Source organism: Pseudomonas sp. 31 R 17 (genome assembly GCF_900004915.1).
Taxonomy (GTDB): Bacteria; Pseudomonadota; Gammaproteobacteria; order Pseudomonadales; family Pseudomonadaceae; genus Aquipseudomonas; species Aquipseudomonas orientalis_A.
In genome coordinates this window covers 84,352-98,620 of record NZ_CVTN01000074.1, presented here as the reverse complement: position 1 = coordinate 98,620, position 14,269 = coordinate 84,352, and the positions used below count along the sequence as shown (strand labels likewise).

At 61.6% G+C, this 14,269-nt stretch carries 17 protein-coding genes; 7 read left to right on the top strand and 10 right to left on the bottom strand.

Annotated features, from left to right (window positions below; all coding sequences use genetic code 11):
• Window positions 1-105: 105 nt before the first annotated feature.
• From BFP89_RS18680 to BFP89_RS18670, 3 genes are all read right to left on the bottom strand, one after another.
• Complete coding sequence (locus BFP89_RS18680) at window positions 106-705, bottom strand: HAD family hydrolase (protein ID WP_065886887.1); 600 nt, start codon at window positions 703-705, stop codon at window positions 106-108.
• Complete coding sequence (gene tesB, locus BFP89_RS18675) at window positions 702-1,571, bottom strand: acyl-CoA thioesterase II (RefSeq protein WP_065886886.1); 870 nt, start codon at window positions 1,569-1,571, stop codon at window positions 702-704. Before tesB ends, BFP89_RS18680 begins: the two co-directional genes overlap by 4 nt.
• A 134-nt stretch (window positions 1,572-1,705) precedes the next feature.
• Window positions 1,706-2,275: a GNAT family N-acetyltransferase gene (locus BFP89_RS18670; protein ID WP_065886885.1), complete on the bottom strand. Its 570-nt coding sequence runs from the start codon at window positions 2,273-2,275 to the stop codon at window positions 1,706-1,708.
• Between the two features lie 76 nt (window positions 2,276-2,351).
• On the opposite strand from BFP89_RS18670, the gene BFP89_RS18665 reads away from it, so the two are divergent.
• Together BFP89_RS18665 and BFP89_RS18660 are read left to right on the top strand one after the other, a co-directional pair.
• Complete coding sequence (locus tag BFP89_RS18665; protein WP_065886884.1) at window positions 2,352-3,272, top strand: histone deacetylase family protein; 921 nt, start codon at window positions 2,352-2,354, stop codon at window positions 3,270-3,272.
• 171 nt (window positions 3,273-3,443) lie between these two features.
• Window positions 3,444-4,670: a TIGR03862 family flavoprotein gene (locus tag BFP89_RS18660; protein WP_065886883.1), complete on the top strand. Its 1,227-nt coding sequence runs from the start codon at window positions 3,444-3,446 to the stop codon at window positions 4,668-4,670.
• Between the two features lie 121 nt (window positions 4,671-4,791).
• Here the strand turns inward: BFP89_RS18660 and BFP89_RS18655 are convergent, their stop codons facing one another.
• A complete protein-coding gene (locus BFP89_RS18655) occupies window positions 4,792-6,126 on the bottom strand; it encodes a DEAD/DEAH box helicase (RefSeq protein WP_065886882.1) in 1,335 nt (444 codons plus the stop codon).
• Between the two features lie 48 nt (window positions 6,127-6,174).
• Window positions 6,175-7,071, bottom strand: a complete 897-nt coding sequence (gene yedA, locus BFP89_RS18650; protein ID WP_065886881.1) for a drug/metabolite exporter YedA — start codon at window positions 7,069-7,071, stop codon at window positions 6,175-6,177.
• Window positions 7,072-7,231: 160 nt separating this feature from the next.
• Here yedA and BFP89_RS18645 point away from each other — a divergent pair, with 160 nt between their 5' ends.
• Together BFP89_RS18645 and BFP89_RS18640 are read left to right on the top strand one after the other, a co-directional pair.
• Window positions 7,232-7,693, top strand: a complete 462-nt coding sequence (locus BFP89_RS18645; RefSeq protein WP_065886880.1) for an Lrp/AsnC family transcriptional regulator — start codon at window positions 7,232-7,234, stop codon at window positions 7,691-7,693.
• Window positions 7,683-8,390 (top strand): cyclase family protein, encoded by a 708-nt coding sequence (locus BFP89_RS18640; RefSeq protein ID WP_256097363.1) that lies wholly within the window; start codon window positions 7,683-7,685, stop codon window positions 8,388-8,390. The genes BFP89_RS18645 and BFP89_RS18640 overlap by 11 nt, the downstream gene beginning before the upstream one ends.
• 2 nt (window positions 8,391-8,392) lie before the next feature.
• On the opposite strand, the gene BFP89_RS18635 is transcribed toward BFP89_RS18640, so the two are convergent.
• Together BFP89_RS18635 and BFP89_RS18630 are read right to left on the bottom strand one after the other, a co-directional pair.
• Complete coding sequence (locus BFP89_RS18635) at window positions 8,393-8,656, bottom strand: acyl carrier protein (protein ID WP_065886878.1); 264 nt, start codon at window positions 8,654-8,656, stop codon at window positions 8,393-8,395.
• Window positions 8,646-9,212, bottom strand: coding sequence for a hypothetical protein (locus tag BFP89_RS18630; protein ID WP_065886877.1), 567 nt, complete (start codon window positions 9,210-9,212; stop codon window positions 8,646-8,648). Before BFP89_RS18630 ends, BFP89_RS18635 begins: the two co-directional genes overlap by 11 nt.
• A 475-nt stretch (window positions 9,213-9,687) precedes the next feature.
• Between BFP89_RS18630 and BFP89_RS18625 the strand changes: the two genes are divergently transcribed.
• Window positions 9,688-9,996 (top strand): DUF6124 family protein, encoded by a 309-nt coding sequence (locus tag BFP89_RS18625; protein WP_065886876.1) that lies wholly within the window; start codon window positions 9,688-9,690, stop codon window positions 9,994-9,996.
• Between the two features lie 142 nt (window positions 9,997-10,138).
• Here the strand turns inward: BFP89_RS18625 and BFP89_RS18620 are convergent, their stop codons facing one another.
• The 3 genes from BFP89_RS18620 to BFP89_RS18610 all read right to left on the bottom strand — a co-directional run bounded on the left by BFP89_RS18620 (window position 10,139) and on the right by BFP89_RS18610 (window position 12,120).
• Window positions 10,139-10,750 carry a 3'-5' exonuclease gene (locus BFP89_RS18620; protein WP_057724934.1) on the bottom strand — a complete coding sequence of 204 codons (612 nt, stop codon included), beginning with the start codon at window positions 10,748-10,750 and terminating at the stop codon, window positions 10,139-10,141.
• Between the two features lie 42 nt (window positions 10,751-10,792).
• Window positions 10,793-11,269, bottom strand: coding sequence for a LabA-like NYN domain-containing protein (locus BFP89_RS18615; protein WP_057724933.1), 477 nt, complete (start codon window positions 11,267-11,269; stop codon window positions 10,793-10,795).
• 119 nt (window positions 11,270-11,388) lie between these two features.
• Window positions 11,389-12,120: a DUF2076 domain-containing protein gene (locus BFP89_RS18610; RefSeq protein ID WP_065886875.1), complete on the bottom strand. Its 732-nt coding sequence runs from the start codon at window positions 12,118-12,120 to the stop codon at window positions 11,389-11,391.
• 179 nt (window positions 12,121-12,299) lie between these two features.
• Between BFP89_RS18610 and BFP89_RS18605 the strand changes: the two genes are divergently transcribed.
• Entirely contained in the window at window positions 12,300-12,959 is a 660-nt protein-coding gene (locus BFP89_RS18605) for a YciC family protein (protein ID WP_065886874.1), read from the top strand.
• Between the two features lie 41 nt (window positions 12,960-13,000).
• Window positions 13,001-14,089: an endonuclease/exonuclease/phosphatase family protein gene (locus BFP89_RS18600; RefSeq protein ID WP_065886873.1), complete on the top strand. Its 1,089-nt coding sequence runs from the start codon at window positions 13,001-13,003 to the stop codon at window positions 14,087-14,089.
• The last annotated feature ends 180 nt before the right edge of the window (window positions 14,090-14,269 follow it).

Below are 14,269 nucleotides of genomic sequence, written 5' to 3'. Positions count from 1 at the left end.
GATCAAACATGTGGGAGGGGGCTTGCCCCCGATGGCGGTGTGTCAGCCAGCACCTGTTTAGCTGACAGACCGCTATCGGGGGCAAGCCCCCTCCACAGTTGATCGCTATTGCCTGGGCTGGATCATTCGGCGCAATACCGCACAGTCCTCGGCATGCCAATCCGCCAACTCAGGCCACGGGTTTTCCGGCAGGTTCACCAACACGGTCCTGGTGCCCGCTGCCCGGCCACAGTCCAGGTCAAAACGATAATCCCCCACCATCACCATCTCGCTGGGTGCCACATTCCAAGCCTCCGCCAGCTTCAGCAACCCACCCGGGTCAGGCTTGGGCGGCGCGTCCTCACGCCCCAGCACATCCTCAATGGCAAAGCAGTCCGCCAGGCCGATCGCCTCCAGGGTGATATGGGCCAGCTCCTGGGCATTGCGCGTCAGAATCCCCAGGCGATAACCGCGTGCGGCCAGCTCGCGCACCAGGTCAACCGCACCTTGCGCCGCCACCGAGCCCAGCGCCAGCTCGCGCTCGTGCTCCAGCAGCCAGGCATGTTTGGCCGCCGCGATATCCGCCGGCAGCGCGGCAAGGTGGGTGAGGATATCGTCTTCGGCGGGAATCTCCAGGGCTACCCGGATGGCCGCGAAATCATGCACCGCCACCGTGAGGGTGCCATCCATGTCAAACACCCAATGCCGGACGTCGGCCAGGCTCATGCCCAGTCCTTGCGATGGCGAATCAAGCCTTCCTGGGTTACCGAGGCCACCAGTTGCCCGGCGCGGTTGTACACGCTGCCGCGGGAAAACCCACGGGAATTGCCGGCCCAGGGGCTGTCCATGGCGTACAGCAACCAGTCATCGGCGCGCAGGTCGGCGTGAAACCACAGCGCGTGGTCGAGGCTGGCGACCTGCATGTCTTTCTGCCAAACGGTTTTGCCGTGGGGCAGCAGCGAGGTGGTCAACAAGCCGAAGTCCGAGGCGTAGGCCAGCAGGTATTTATGCAATGCCGGCGCATCGGCCAGGGCGCCATCGGCGCGAAACCACACGTACTTGACCGGGTCGGACGGCTGCGGGTTGAACGGGTCTTTTTCGGTGACCGGGCGCACTTCGATGGGCTTGGGGCACAGCAGCTTGTCACGCATGTGCTCGGGGATCAGGTGCGCGCGCTGCTGAGTCAGTTCCAGCTCCGAGGGCAGGTTCTCCGGGCCGACCACCACGGGCATGGTGGTCTGGTGCTCGAAGCCTTCTTCGTCGTACTGGAACGAGGTCGTGCAGGTGAAAATCGGATGGCCCTTCTGAATCGCGGTGACGCGGCGCGTACTGAAACTGCCGCCATCGCGCACGCGGTCCACCGAATACACCACCGGCAATGCCGCGTCTCCCGGGCGCAGGAAATAACCGTGCAGGGAATGGACGTGACGCGTTTCTTCTACCGTCTGGCTGGCCGCCGACAGCGACTGGCCGAGCACCTGGCCACCGAATAGTTGGCGAAAACCCAGGTCCTGGCTGCGGCCGCGAAAGAGGTTTTCCTCGATCGGCTCCAGGGTCAGCAAGTCCACCAGATCTTCCAATACTTGGCTCATTCACACTCTCCTCAGAGCAAAACAGCATCTACCTTCACCTGTAGGAGCGAGCTTGCTCGCGAAGGTCGTCAATGGTGACGCGGGGTTCCTGATACTCCACGGCGCACTTGCGTTCTTCGCGAGCAAGCTCGCGCCTACCCGTGCAGCGTGTCCAACCATTGGGCGCGGGTGATGCGGTACAAAACATGTGGGCGCAGCGGATCATCGGCTGCGACTTTGGGGTGTTGAAAATCTGCCTGCGGATCGTAATGCATACCGATGGCCTGCATGACTTTTTGTGAAGGCAAATTGGCTTCGGTGGTGAAGGCGACGATTTCATCCAGGCTCAAGCGATCAAAACCACAACGCAATGCGGTCCAGGCCGCCTCGCTGGCGTAACCCAGGCCCCAATGTTCGCGGGCCAGGCGCCAGCCGATTTCCACCGCCGGGGTGAAGCCCGCTTCAAAACTGACGTTCTGCAGCCCGGTCAGGCCGATGAATTCGCCGGTGTCCTTGCGCTGCAAAGCCCAGAAGCCAAAACCGTATTCGGCGAAATGGCCGCGAATCCGCCCAATCAGTGCGGCGCTTTCCAGGTGGCTCAACCTGGCCGGGAAATAGCGCATCACCTGTGGGTCGTTGCACATCTGCGCGAACGCCTGCAGGTCGCTGTCACGCCATGGGCGCATGACCAGGCGTGCACTTTCCAATTCCAGTATCGGCTCCATGGTTCCCCCTCCCTTGCCATGTGCGTGAGTGTACAGCGCTGGTAAGATCCGACGCAGATTCCCGTCAGAAAATCCCATGCCCTTGCCATTGATCTACCACGATGACTACAGCCCCGAGTTCCCGGCGGACCACCGGTTCCCCATGGACAAGTTTCGCCTGTTGCGCGACCACCTGGTGGACAGCGGCCTGACCGAGGACAGCCAGTTGCTGCGCCCGCAACTGTGCCCGGCGGAGATTCTGGGCCTGGCCCATGACACCGGGTATATCGAACGCTATATGAGCGGCGAGTTGTCTCGCGAGGACCAACGGCGCCTCGGCCTGCCGTGGAGCGAGGCCCTGGCGCGCCGCACCGTACGCGCAGTGGGCGGCTCGATCCTGGCGGCGGAGCAGGCGCTGGAACACGGCCTGGCCTGCCATCTCGCCGGCGGCACCCATCACGCCCATTACGATTACCCGGCGGGCTTTTGCATCTTCAACGACCTGGCGGTGATCAGCCATTACCTGCTGGCCGGCGGCCGGGTCAATCGGGTGCTGATCTTCGATTGCGACGTGCACCAGGGCGACGGCACCGCGCGTATCCTGCATGACACGCCGGACGCCATCACCGTATCGCTGCACTGCGAAAAGAACTTTCCGGCGCGCAAGGCCCAGAGCGACTGGGACATTCCGTTGCCGATGGGCATGGGCGACGACGCCTACCTCAAGGTGGTCGATGACGCGCTCAATTACCTGTTGCCGCTCTATCAGCCGGACCTGGTGCTGTACGACGCGGGTGTGGACGTACACAAGGACGACGCCCTCGGTTACCTCAAGCTGACAGATGCCGGCGTTGCCGCGCGCGATGAAAGCGTGATGCGTCACTGCCTGGGCCGCGATATTCCAGTGATGGGCGTGATCGGTGGCGGCTACAGCAAGGACCGCCCTGCCCTGGCCCGCCGCCACGGCATCCTGCATCACAGTGCGCAGCGGGTGTGGACGTCATCAGGCTGTCATTGAAGTGTGTGCGTTACCCACAATGCCTGTGGAACCACCTGTGGATAACTTGAGCGTAACGGCCTGCAAGCAAGTAACCGTATGGCGTGTAGGAAAGTGTACATTTTTTGATCAGGCAGGCGTGCCGTCGTCGGGTAGAATGCTCGGCCTATTCACACCACCGTAGCCTTGCCCATGCCTCAGTCTTCTCCCCCCTCTGTCTCCATTATCGGCGGCGGCCCTGCCGGGCTGATGGCCGCCGAAGTCTTGAGCCAGGCGGGCGTGCGGGTGGCGCTGTACGACGGCATGCCTTCGGTGGGACGCAAGTTCCTGCTGGCCGGCGTGGGCGGCATGAACATCACCCACTCCGAAGCCTACCCGGCGTTCCTTGCGCGCTATGCCGAACGCGCGCCGCACATGGCACCGTTGCTGCGCAGCTTCGGGGCCGAGGCGTTATGCGAGTGGATTCACGGCCTGGGCATCGAAACCTTTGTCGGCACCTCAGGCCGCGTGTTTCCTACGGACATGAAAGCCGCGCCGCTGCTGCGTGCCTGGCTCAAGCGCCTGCGCGAACAAGGCGTGGTTATCCACACCCGACATCGCTGGGTGGGCTGGAATGCCGAGGGTGAGCTGCTTATCCACAGCCCCGAAGGCGAAAAAGTTGTCCACGGCGATGCCGTGCTGCTGGCCCTGGGCGGCGGCAGTTGGTCCCGCCTGGGCTCCGATGGGGCCTGGCTGAATCTGCTGGAAGGCCAAGGCGTGCCTTACGTGCGCCTGCAACCGAGCAACTGCGGGTTCGAAGTGTCGGCCTGGAGCGAGTTGATGGTCAGCAAATTCGCCGGAGCGCCGTTGAAAAACGTCGCCATTGGGCTTGGAGATGACAAGCCTCGGCTGGGCGAATGCGTGATCACCGCTACCGGCATCGAAGGCAGTTTGATTTACGCCTTATCGGCGCCGATTCGCGAGGCGATCAACCGTGATGGCGCCGCCACCGTGCATATCGATCTGCTGCCGAGCAAGCCGCTGGACAAGGTCCAGGCTGCGCTGGCAAAGCCGCGTGGGTCGCGGTCGATGAGCAAGCATTTGCACAGTCAGTTGGGGTTGGATGGGGTCAAGGCGGCGCTGTTGCGTGAGCTGGCGCCATCTGAACACTTTAATGACCCGGCGCAGTTGGCGGTGGAGATCAAGGCGTTGCCGCTGACGTTCGTCAAGACGCGGCCCATCGACGAAGCCATCAGCACCGCAGGGGGGGTGCCGTTTGAAGCGCTGGATGAGCGGCTGATGCTCAAGCAATTGCCTGGGGTGTTTTGTGCCGGGGAGATGCTGGATTGGGAGGCGCCGACCGGGGGGTATTTGCTGACGGGGTGTTTTGCCAGTGGCAGGGCGGCTGGGCTTGGGCTGTTGGAATGGCTTAGGCGCTGAGAGGTGGGGTGGATTCAAGGCCGCCATCGGGGCAAGCCCCCTCCCACACTTGACGGTATTCACAATTCAAACATGTGGGAGGGGGCTTGCCCCCGATGAGGCCATCAGCCCCACCACACAATCACTTCTTCTTACGCGGCCCGGTATTAAACACCGGCACCTTGCGCACCGGCTTGATCGACGGTTCCACCGGCGCCGCGTCACCACTGTCCACCCACTTACCCAAATTGCGCTTACCACCGCCGCCCGATGTCTTGGGCTTCTTCGGCTTTTTCGGCTTCTTCACCACCTGCCCACTGGCATCAGTCTCCGGCACGCGGTGCTCGGGTACGAAATCCGGCTCCATCTTGCGGGTCAGGGTCTGGCGCGTGAGCATCTCGATCGCCGAGAGCATGTTCACTTCATCGGCACACACCAGCGAAATCGCCTCGCCGGTGTTGCCCGCACGGCCGGTACGGCCGATACGGTGGATGTAGTCTTCGGCGACGATCGGCAAGTCGAAGTTGACCACCAGCGGCAGGTCTTCGATATCCAGGCCACGGGCCGCCACGTCGGTAGCCACCAGGATCTGCACTTCGCTGGCCTTGAAGCGGTCCAGTGCGCGTTGGCGGGTCGCCTGGGGTTTGTCGCCATGGATACCGTCGGCATTGATGCCCAGGCCCTGCAACTTGTCCACCAGCGCGTCCACGCCGTTACGCGTCTTGGCGAATACCAGCACCTGCTTCCAGCGGCCCTTGCGCATCAGGTGCACGAACAGTTCCGCCTTGCGCTTTTTATCCACCGGCACCACCCACTGCTGCACGGTGTTGGCGGCGACGTTGCGCGGGCTGACTTCGATACTCAGCGGATCATTGAGCATCTGCCCGGCGAGCAGGCGGATGTCATCGGAGAACGTGGCGGAGAACAGCAGGGTCTGGCGTTTCTTCGGCAGCATGCGGTAGATGTTCGCCAGCTCTTCGGAGAAGCCCAGGTCGAGCATGCGGTCGGCTTCATCCAGCACCAGGGTTTGCAGCTGATTGAGTTTCAGCGCGTTCTGGCGGAACAGGTCGATCAGGCGGCCAGGGGTGGCGACCAGGATGTCGACACCCTTGCGCAGCTTCATCATCTGCGGGTTGATGCTCACGCCGCCGTACACCGCATACGTGGTCAGCGGCAGGTGCTGGGCGTATTCGGCGACGCTGGCGTGAACCTGCTCGGCCAGCTCGCGAGTGGGGCACAGGATCAGCGCACGCGCCGAGTTGGCGGCGACTTTCGGCCCTTCCATCGTCAGCAGTTGCAGCAGCGGCAAGGCAAAGCCGGCGGTCTTGCCGGTGCCGGTCTGGGCGGCGGCCATCAGGTCGCGACCGGCCAGCACCGCCGGAATGGCTTGCGCCTGCACCGGCGTCGGGGTCTGGTAGCCAAGCGTCTCAAGGGCGCGCAGCAAGGGTTCGATCAGGCCAAGTGTGGCGAAAGTCATGTGTTTACCGTAGGAAAAATTCAGCGCATGGGCGTAATGCGCGGCAGTTTACCTTATTTCCGGCTTGGGCTTGCGCCACTGGGGCAGGCTGATCAACAGCACGGCGCTGATGATCACCAGCATCGCCAGGGCCTCTTCCACACCGATGCTCTCGCCGACGAACACAATCCCCAGCAACACCGCCACCGCCGGGTTCACATAGGCATAGCTGGTCGCCGCCGCCGGGCGCACGTGCTTGAGCAGGTACATGTAGGCGTTGAACGCGATGATGGAACCAAACACCGTCAAGTAGGCCAGGGCCAGCCAGCCTTCCAGCGGCGGCATGGCCTGCAGGTGCTCGCCGGACAGCGTGCTGACGATCAGCAGCGCCACGCCGGCCACCAGCATTTCCGCGGCACTGGCCATGGCGCCCTGGGGCAGCGGCAAATGGCGACTCCACACCGAGCCGAAGGCCCAGGAAGCCGCCGCCATCAACAGCAACACCGCCCCCAGTGGGCTCGATTGCAGGGTGCTGCCCATGTTGAGCATCGCAATACCGATGATCCCCAGAATCACCCCGGCCCATTCCAGCCGCGTATTACGCGCGCCCCAGAAAAAACCACACAGCAGGGTGAACAGCGGCACGGTCGCCACCGCCAATGCGGCCACGCCGGACGACACGCCCATATGTTCCGCCACACTGACGCCGCCATTGCCTACGGTGAGCAACAAGATGCCGATCATCCCGGCCGCCTTCCACTGCGGCCACGTCGGCGCTGGCACCCCGCGCCACCGCAGATAGGCATACATCAACGCGCCCGCGGTGCAAAACCGAATCCCCGCCAGCAGCAGCGGTGGCCAATACTCCACGCCGATGCGAATCACCAGGTAAGTGGAACCCCAGATCACATACAACGCAAAAAAGGCGGCGATCAACGGTAAGGGAAAACGACGTGGGCCAGGCATGAGGCGGCTCTATGGCAGGAGTTGGGAGGCTTATTCTAGAAACGAAGGCGCATAAACATAAGTTACAAAACCTGTTTAAAGCGCCCATACACTTTTCAAAGCATGGTTATGAAGGCTATAACCCATGCTTTCGAAAGCCACGCGCAACCGGAGCCTTATCATGGACAAATACGACCGCATGCTCCTCAGCGCCCTGCTCGAAGACGGCCGCGCTTCCTACGCCCAACTGGCCCGCACGGTGAACCTCTCCGCCCCCGCCGTGGCCGAGCGCGTGGCCAAGCTGGAGGCCAGCGGGGTGATTACCGGTTACCAGGCCAAGGTCGACTTGTCCAAAGTCGGCCTGCCGATTCAATGCGTGATTGAATTGCGGCTGACCAATCACGGCAGCCAGAAGGTCTACGACGCCCTGGCGCAAATTCCCGAACTGACCGAATGCCATCGGGTCACCGGCGACCCGTGCGTGATCATGCAAGCAGCAGTGGGCACCATGCCGGAGCTGGAAGACCTGATTAATCGGGTGGCGAAGTTCGGGTTCAGCAAGACGTCGATTATTTTGTCCAGCGCCATAGAGCGCCGAGTGCCGCTGGGACAATTGGAAGGGAATGGCAAACATGGCGGTTAAACAGCTGCAATTTGAGCGGGTCATCAGTCTCAGCCATCCAATCAACCCGCGTATCCCGCTGTGGCCGGGCGACCCGCCAGTGGCGTTTGAAGACGTTGCGTCATTGGAGCGCGACGGCTATTACCTGCGCCGCTTCAGCATGGGCGAACACAGCGCCACCCATATGAATGCGCCGAACAGCTTTTATGCCGATGGGATGGGGATTGAGGGTTACTCGGCAGAAGCGCTGGTGCGGCCGGCGGTGGTGATCGATGTGCGCGGCAAAGCCGCGGCCGATCCGGATTACCAAGTCAGCCCGCAGGATATCCACGCCTGGGAACACCAACACGGCCCTATCGATGCGGGTTCGGTGGTGCTGGTGTACACCGGGTGGCAACACCTCTGGAACGACCCGACCGCCTTTTTCGGCCACGATGCGCAAGGCTCGCACTTTCCAGGGATTGGCGAGGCCGCCATTGGCTTTTTGCTGGAGCATCGCCATATTGCCGGCGTGGGCATTGATACCCACGGCGTGGATTATGGGCAAAGCAGCGCGTTCGCCATCAATCACGCGGTACTGGCCGAAAACGGGATTGTGCTGGAGTGCCTGACCCAGCTCGACCGGCTACCGGCCACTGGGGCAACGCTGGTCATCGGGATATTGGCGCTTGAGGGTGGCTCGGGTTCACCGGCCTCGGTGATGGCCTTTATTCCCTGACATCATCGCGGCGTTGAGCGCTCAACGATCAGATCGACTATCTGCCTGATGGTCGTAATGTGATCCCAATCGTCCTGAGTCGCTTGCAGCTTGAACTGCCACTTGATCTGCATGACGAAGCAGGTCAGGTCGTCATCAATGATGTCGAAGTCATGGATGAAGTTGGTGTGCTCCGTCACCTGGCTTCGGTCGATAAAACCGATGATATCGACGAACAGTTGGATCACTTTTTCGCTGATTTCGGCTCTGGTCAGGCTACCTTCCATTTCTCACCTCATAGGCACACTTACCAATACTCACTAGATCAAAGACTGCAAGCCCGACAGCAACGAAGGGTATGCCTCGCCCGATAATGCCGAATACCCGGACCGTGCCAAAGGTTGCTTTTGCCATTCTGGCCATGGTGGGTTGCCTGATCAATGTACGAGGGAAAAAGCGCATTCCGATCAGGCTAGCCAGGTTCGTGGTTTTGCTGGAACCGACGTGAACCCAGGTACCCACCGCAATTTTGCTTATCGGTATACCCGCCGCGCCAGTGATCACCGTCGCTGCCGTGAGGCCGTAGTGTTGCTGTGTACATTTCCAGAGTTGATCAAACGTCGTATCGGGCACAGTGAGGTCAGTGTGCAGGGGCTTGAGTAATTGGTAATGAGGGCCATGACTCCACCCTGGTGAACTCGGCAACATCATGACTGCCGGGCAGCTTGTCAGCGTGTTCCCCACATGAAACGCCATGCTTGAACTTGAACCCAGATCAATGCCATTTGATTCAAGTTCGAGCTTGTTTCGCATGATCGCTGTATGAAGGTCGCTTTCCTGCATGATCGTTGTCCCTGTGCGTGAATGACAGACGCAATGGTAGTTCGCAGTAAGACGCCATACATGAGTGAAAAGGAAAACCAGAAAGGTCCTAGGTCACAGCCGGATTTGGCCTACCGATCATTCAGAACTCAAGGGAAAGCGATCTCAAACCACCAGAATTTCAGTGGCCAGCAAGACCGATCCCTTTCATTTGCGGGACGTTTCCGAGAGAATCCCACGGCCTTGTTTCCGTCGGATTCGGTAGCTAGTCTCGGCCTGTCATCGAATGTTCGGTGACCGGACGTGCAAGTCCGACGGCAAGCAAGATCATAAATAAACCTACAGCCGATATGCCTGTTATGGCGGCTGTGCGTGGGAGGCCTTCGGGCCTGCTGGGTTTGGATCCTTGCCCCGGTCTTGCACACCTACGCACAGTTGCCACCCTAATTCGCGTGCAAGCGAACGGTGTCGACTTCTTCCAGCAAGGAGTTTCACCATGGTCAAAGTCACCCCCGACCCACCCAAGTCAAAACCCGATTTCCCCAGCGAAGACGCCCTGCTCCACCGTCGTGCCATCGACTACTACCTCAAGGCCTCCGCCCCGGACGCGCCCATTTTTATCCTGAATGACAACCTGAGCTTCGAAGACGCCCTGGCCCATGCGGCGGATTTGCTGCATTGCGCGGTGGAGACGGCCCACGCGTCGGGTGAGGTGATGAAGGCGCCGCAGCGGGCGGTGATGCATTTGGTGGAGATGGCGAAGGGGGTGGTGGATCAGGCTTTGGAGTGTGCGCAACCTCGATAGGCGACGCATCACCCAATGTGGGAGGGGGCTTGCCCCCGATTGCGGTGTACCAGCCAGCTTATCTGTAGCTGACCCACCGCTATCGGGGGCAAGCCCCCTCCCACATTTGGAAATTCAGTGGTCTTGAAACCGTGCCCAGGCCTCAGAACCCGCGATGTTTCTTCAGGTGCTCATTGATCTTCGCGGCCGGCACTTTCTGCAAGGTGCACAGCAGGTCGTGGGACAGTTCGCGCAGGCCGTGGGTCTGGCGCAGTTCCCGCGCCAGGTGCGCCGTCAGGTTGGCGGCCATCTCGGCATCCGCCAGCGCCCGGTGAGCCTGGCCGGTGTGGGGCAGTTGGGCGTAGCTGTTGAGGGTGCCGAGCTTGTGATTGGGCGCCGCCGGCATCAGGCGGCGGGCCAGCAGCAGGGAGCAGGCGAATTTCTGCAGGCGGGTGCGGCGGATCAGGCCCAGTTCAAAGTCCCAGAACTTCTGGTCGAACGCGGCGTTGTGCGCCATCAGCGGCGTGGTGCCGACGAACTCATTGACCTCATTCATCACCCGCTCGGCCGGTGGCGCGTTGCGCAGCATGGCGTTGCTGATGCCGGTGAGTTGTTCGATGAAGCCGGGCACGCGCACGCCGGCATTCATCAGGCTCTGGTAGCGGTCGACAATGTGCCCGCGCTCAAGGATGACCACGCCAATTTCCGTGGCCCGGCAGTGGCTGCTCGGGGTGATGCCGGTGGTTTCAAAGTCAATGACCGCTATACGTTCCAAACCTGTTCCAACTCCGTTCAACAATGTATTGAGCCGCCGCGCCTATTTGAGCAGCAACGCGCCTTCGATCGGCACATAGCGGCTGGCGGCGCGTATCAATGAGTTGGCCGTCAGCCCCGGCACGCCGTAGGCCACCGCTTGCACGCCATGCTTGTGAATGATGCGCTCGAGCAGCATGTCGAAATCCCCGTCGCCGGAGGCCAGCACCACTTCGTCGACATGGTCGGCGGCGTCCATGATGTCGAGGGTGATGCCCACGTCCCAGTCGCCCTTGGCCGAACCGTCGCTGCGCTGGATGTAAGGCTTGAGTTTTACCGTAAAGCCCAGGTTGCGCAGGATCTGCTGGAACTGCTGCTGTTTGCTGTCGCCACGGTCGATGGCGTAGGCGTAGGCCTCGACGATCTGCCCATGGGCGCTGATATCAGCCCAGAGCGCCGCGTAGTTGAAGTGGCAGCCGTAGGCCTGGCGGACGGTGTAATAGAGGTTTTGCACATCGGCGAACACTGCAATTTTCTTCACCGCACTTCCTCACTGACCGCCAGGCGCCAGCGCCCGGAAAGGTTGCCAGTATGCCAGCCATGGGGAGGTTTCCGGGAAAAAATCAGACCGGGGCGACGCAGCGCCCCGGGTCGAGCGGGTCAGACGAAGGAATCGTCGTCGCCAAAGGCGGAGGAATCGTCGACATAATCGCTGTCGGCGACGCTGTCCGCGTTGTTGCTGCCCCAGTTGTCATTCCCGGCGAACTTCTGGTCATCGTTGCCCCAGCCACCTTGATCACTGGCCGGCGCCGGTTGTTCGATGATCTCTTCCACCACCTGCGGCTGCTGGTTGTGATGAAACAGGCTGCTGATGCCCTCGGCGAGCAATACACCACCGGCCACGCCGGCTGCGGTCTTCATGGCGCCACCGAGGAACCCGCTGCCGACTGGTGCGGCGGCGGCCGGTTGTGGCGGCTGTTGATAATTCTGCTGCGGCGCCGACGCGTTGAACGATGGCCGCGCCGGTTCACGCCAACCGCCGCCCGAATTACCCGGCGCAGGCTGCGCCTCGCGCGAACCGCCGCCAAAGATGCTCGACAGGAAGCCACCACCGCCGCTGGCCGGGGCCGGTTGCGCGGATTTGGCGCGCTGCAATTCTTCCTGCAGTTGCTGGATCTGCTGGGCCTGCTGCTTGTTCTGCGCATCCAGGCTTTGCAGCGCGTGTTCCTGCACCAGGAGCGACTGGGTCATGTAGTAGCCGGCGGCCGGTTGGCGAGTCATGTGTTCCTTGATCCGCGCTTCGGCCTGGGCGTCGCGGGGGGCTGAGTCCGTCTCGGCTTGCTGCAAGCGTGAAAACAGTCCATCGATCAGGGTTTGTTCTTCGCTGTTCATGGCGACCTCGTTAGATTGCCGGTAAAAATCAGGGTCCCGCCTGACATCAGGCAAGGTACGTCCTAGTTATGGGGCTGTTACCAATTGTTTCAATGGTCTTTACTCAAGGTTTACGTTTGCTTGCCCAGCCCGGCTATCGGTTAAAGTGTGTCCCTGCTTTTCGGCCTGTGATGACTCTGATGAATCCGTTAGACGTGCTGCGCGACTCCTTCCGCTTTACCCTGCGCAACCTGGGCGCCATCGTCCAGCTGTGCCTGCCGCTGGTGATCCTCGAAGCCCTGTTGCAACAGGTGCTCGACCACATGCTGGGCCCGGAGGCCTTCAGCGGTTACAGCGTGGTGGTGGGGTTACTGGTGTATCCGCTGTACACCGGCGCCCTGATCCTGTTCCTCGACGCCCGCACCCGCGGTGAATCGCCACGTACCCGGGATGTGTGGGCCCTGGCCCTGGCCATGTGGCCGCGCTTCGCCCTGTTGACCGCCATGAGCACACTGCTGATTCTGCTCGGGCTGTCGCTGTACTTCCTGCCGGGCCTGTGGCTGATGGTGGTGCTGGCGTTTGCCGAATACCTGCTGGTGTTACGCGGCATGTCGGCGCTCGAAGCGATGAAGGAAAGCCTGCGCCTGACCCGTGGGCATTTCTGGCGCATCCTGGTGTGCCTGCTGTGCGTAATGACGCCGCTGTGGCTGCTCAAGGGCGCCAGCGTGGCGGCGTATCCCGAACCCGCGCCGCTGCTGGGGCTGCTGATGGACAGCGCCCACAGTTTCCTGCAACTGTTTACCAGTGTGGTGCTGTTCCGTTTATTCATGTTGATCGGTGGCGACGCCGACGCGCGGTGATATGCTCCGTGCCTCTTCTGAAACGCACATAAGCCGAGCCGATGACCCGTTTATTGCGCATCACCCTGTTGAGCCTGCTTCTGATTGCAGGCCTGTTGGCGGCACTGATCTACAGCCTGACCTGGCGCCCGGCCGACAAGGAGACCCTGCCGGTCAGTTGCGTGGCGCCGCGTGCGCCGACCCTGCTGCCGGGGCAGGCGCTCAAGGTGATGACCTGGAACGTGCAGTACCTGGCCGGCAAGAACTACGTGTTCTGGTACGACACCCCCGACGGCAGCGGCCCGGACGAACGGCCCACGGTTGAGGATATGGCCTTCAGCCTTGACGAAGTGGCGCGGGTGATCCGCGACGAACAGCCCGACATCCTGCTGTTGCAGGAAATCGACGAAGGCGCCAAGCCCTCCCATTACCAGGATCAACTCGCGCTGTTGCAGGAGCGGCTGGTCGACCTCTACCCGTGCAGCACCCAGGCATTCGACTGGAAAGCCGACTTTGTGCCCAGCCTGCCCATCTTCGGCAGCGTCGGGCGCAAGCTGGCCACCCTCAGCCGCTACCAGATCGAACACGCCGAGCGCCTGCAACTGCCGACCGCCGATGCCAACTTCATCAGCCGCCAGTTCCAGCCCAAGCCCGCCTTGTTGCTGACTTACCTGCCGCTGAGTGACGGTGGCCAGTTGGCGGTGCTCAACACACGCCTGGACGGCGGTATGCCTGGGCGCAGTGCGGTGCAGGAGCAGGTGGAGGCCACCGTGAAGTTACTGGATAAACTCGAAGGCCGTGGCACACCCTGGCTGATCGGCGGGGATTTCAATCTGCTGCCGCTGGGCCAATTCCTGCGCCTTGATGCGCAAAAACGCGGCCAGTATTCGCCGGACAGTGAGTTGCACCTGTTGTGGGACAAATACCCGATGATCCCGAGCAACAGTGAATCCAGTGGCATCGACCGCAAGCAATGGCTGACGCACTTCCCCAATGACCCAAGCCTCGAGGGGCCGGATCGTACGCTCGACTACCTGTTCTACAGCGCGCGGATCAAGCGGGTCGAGGCCAAGGTCAGGCAGGAAGACACCTTGCGCATCTCCAACCATTTACCGGTCATCGCCCGCTTCCTGCTGCCTGCCGCGCAATAAAATGTGGGAGGGGGCTTGCCCCCGATGGCAGTGTGTCAGTCAGTACAGCTGTTACTGGTACACCGCTATCGGGGGCAAGCCCCCTCCCACAGGTAATGCCGTTCAGTTAAGCGTATATCGTGCTCTGTAGGAGCGAGCTTGCTCGCGAAAAGCGTCAACGATAAGGCGTGCTTCCTGAAT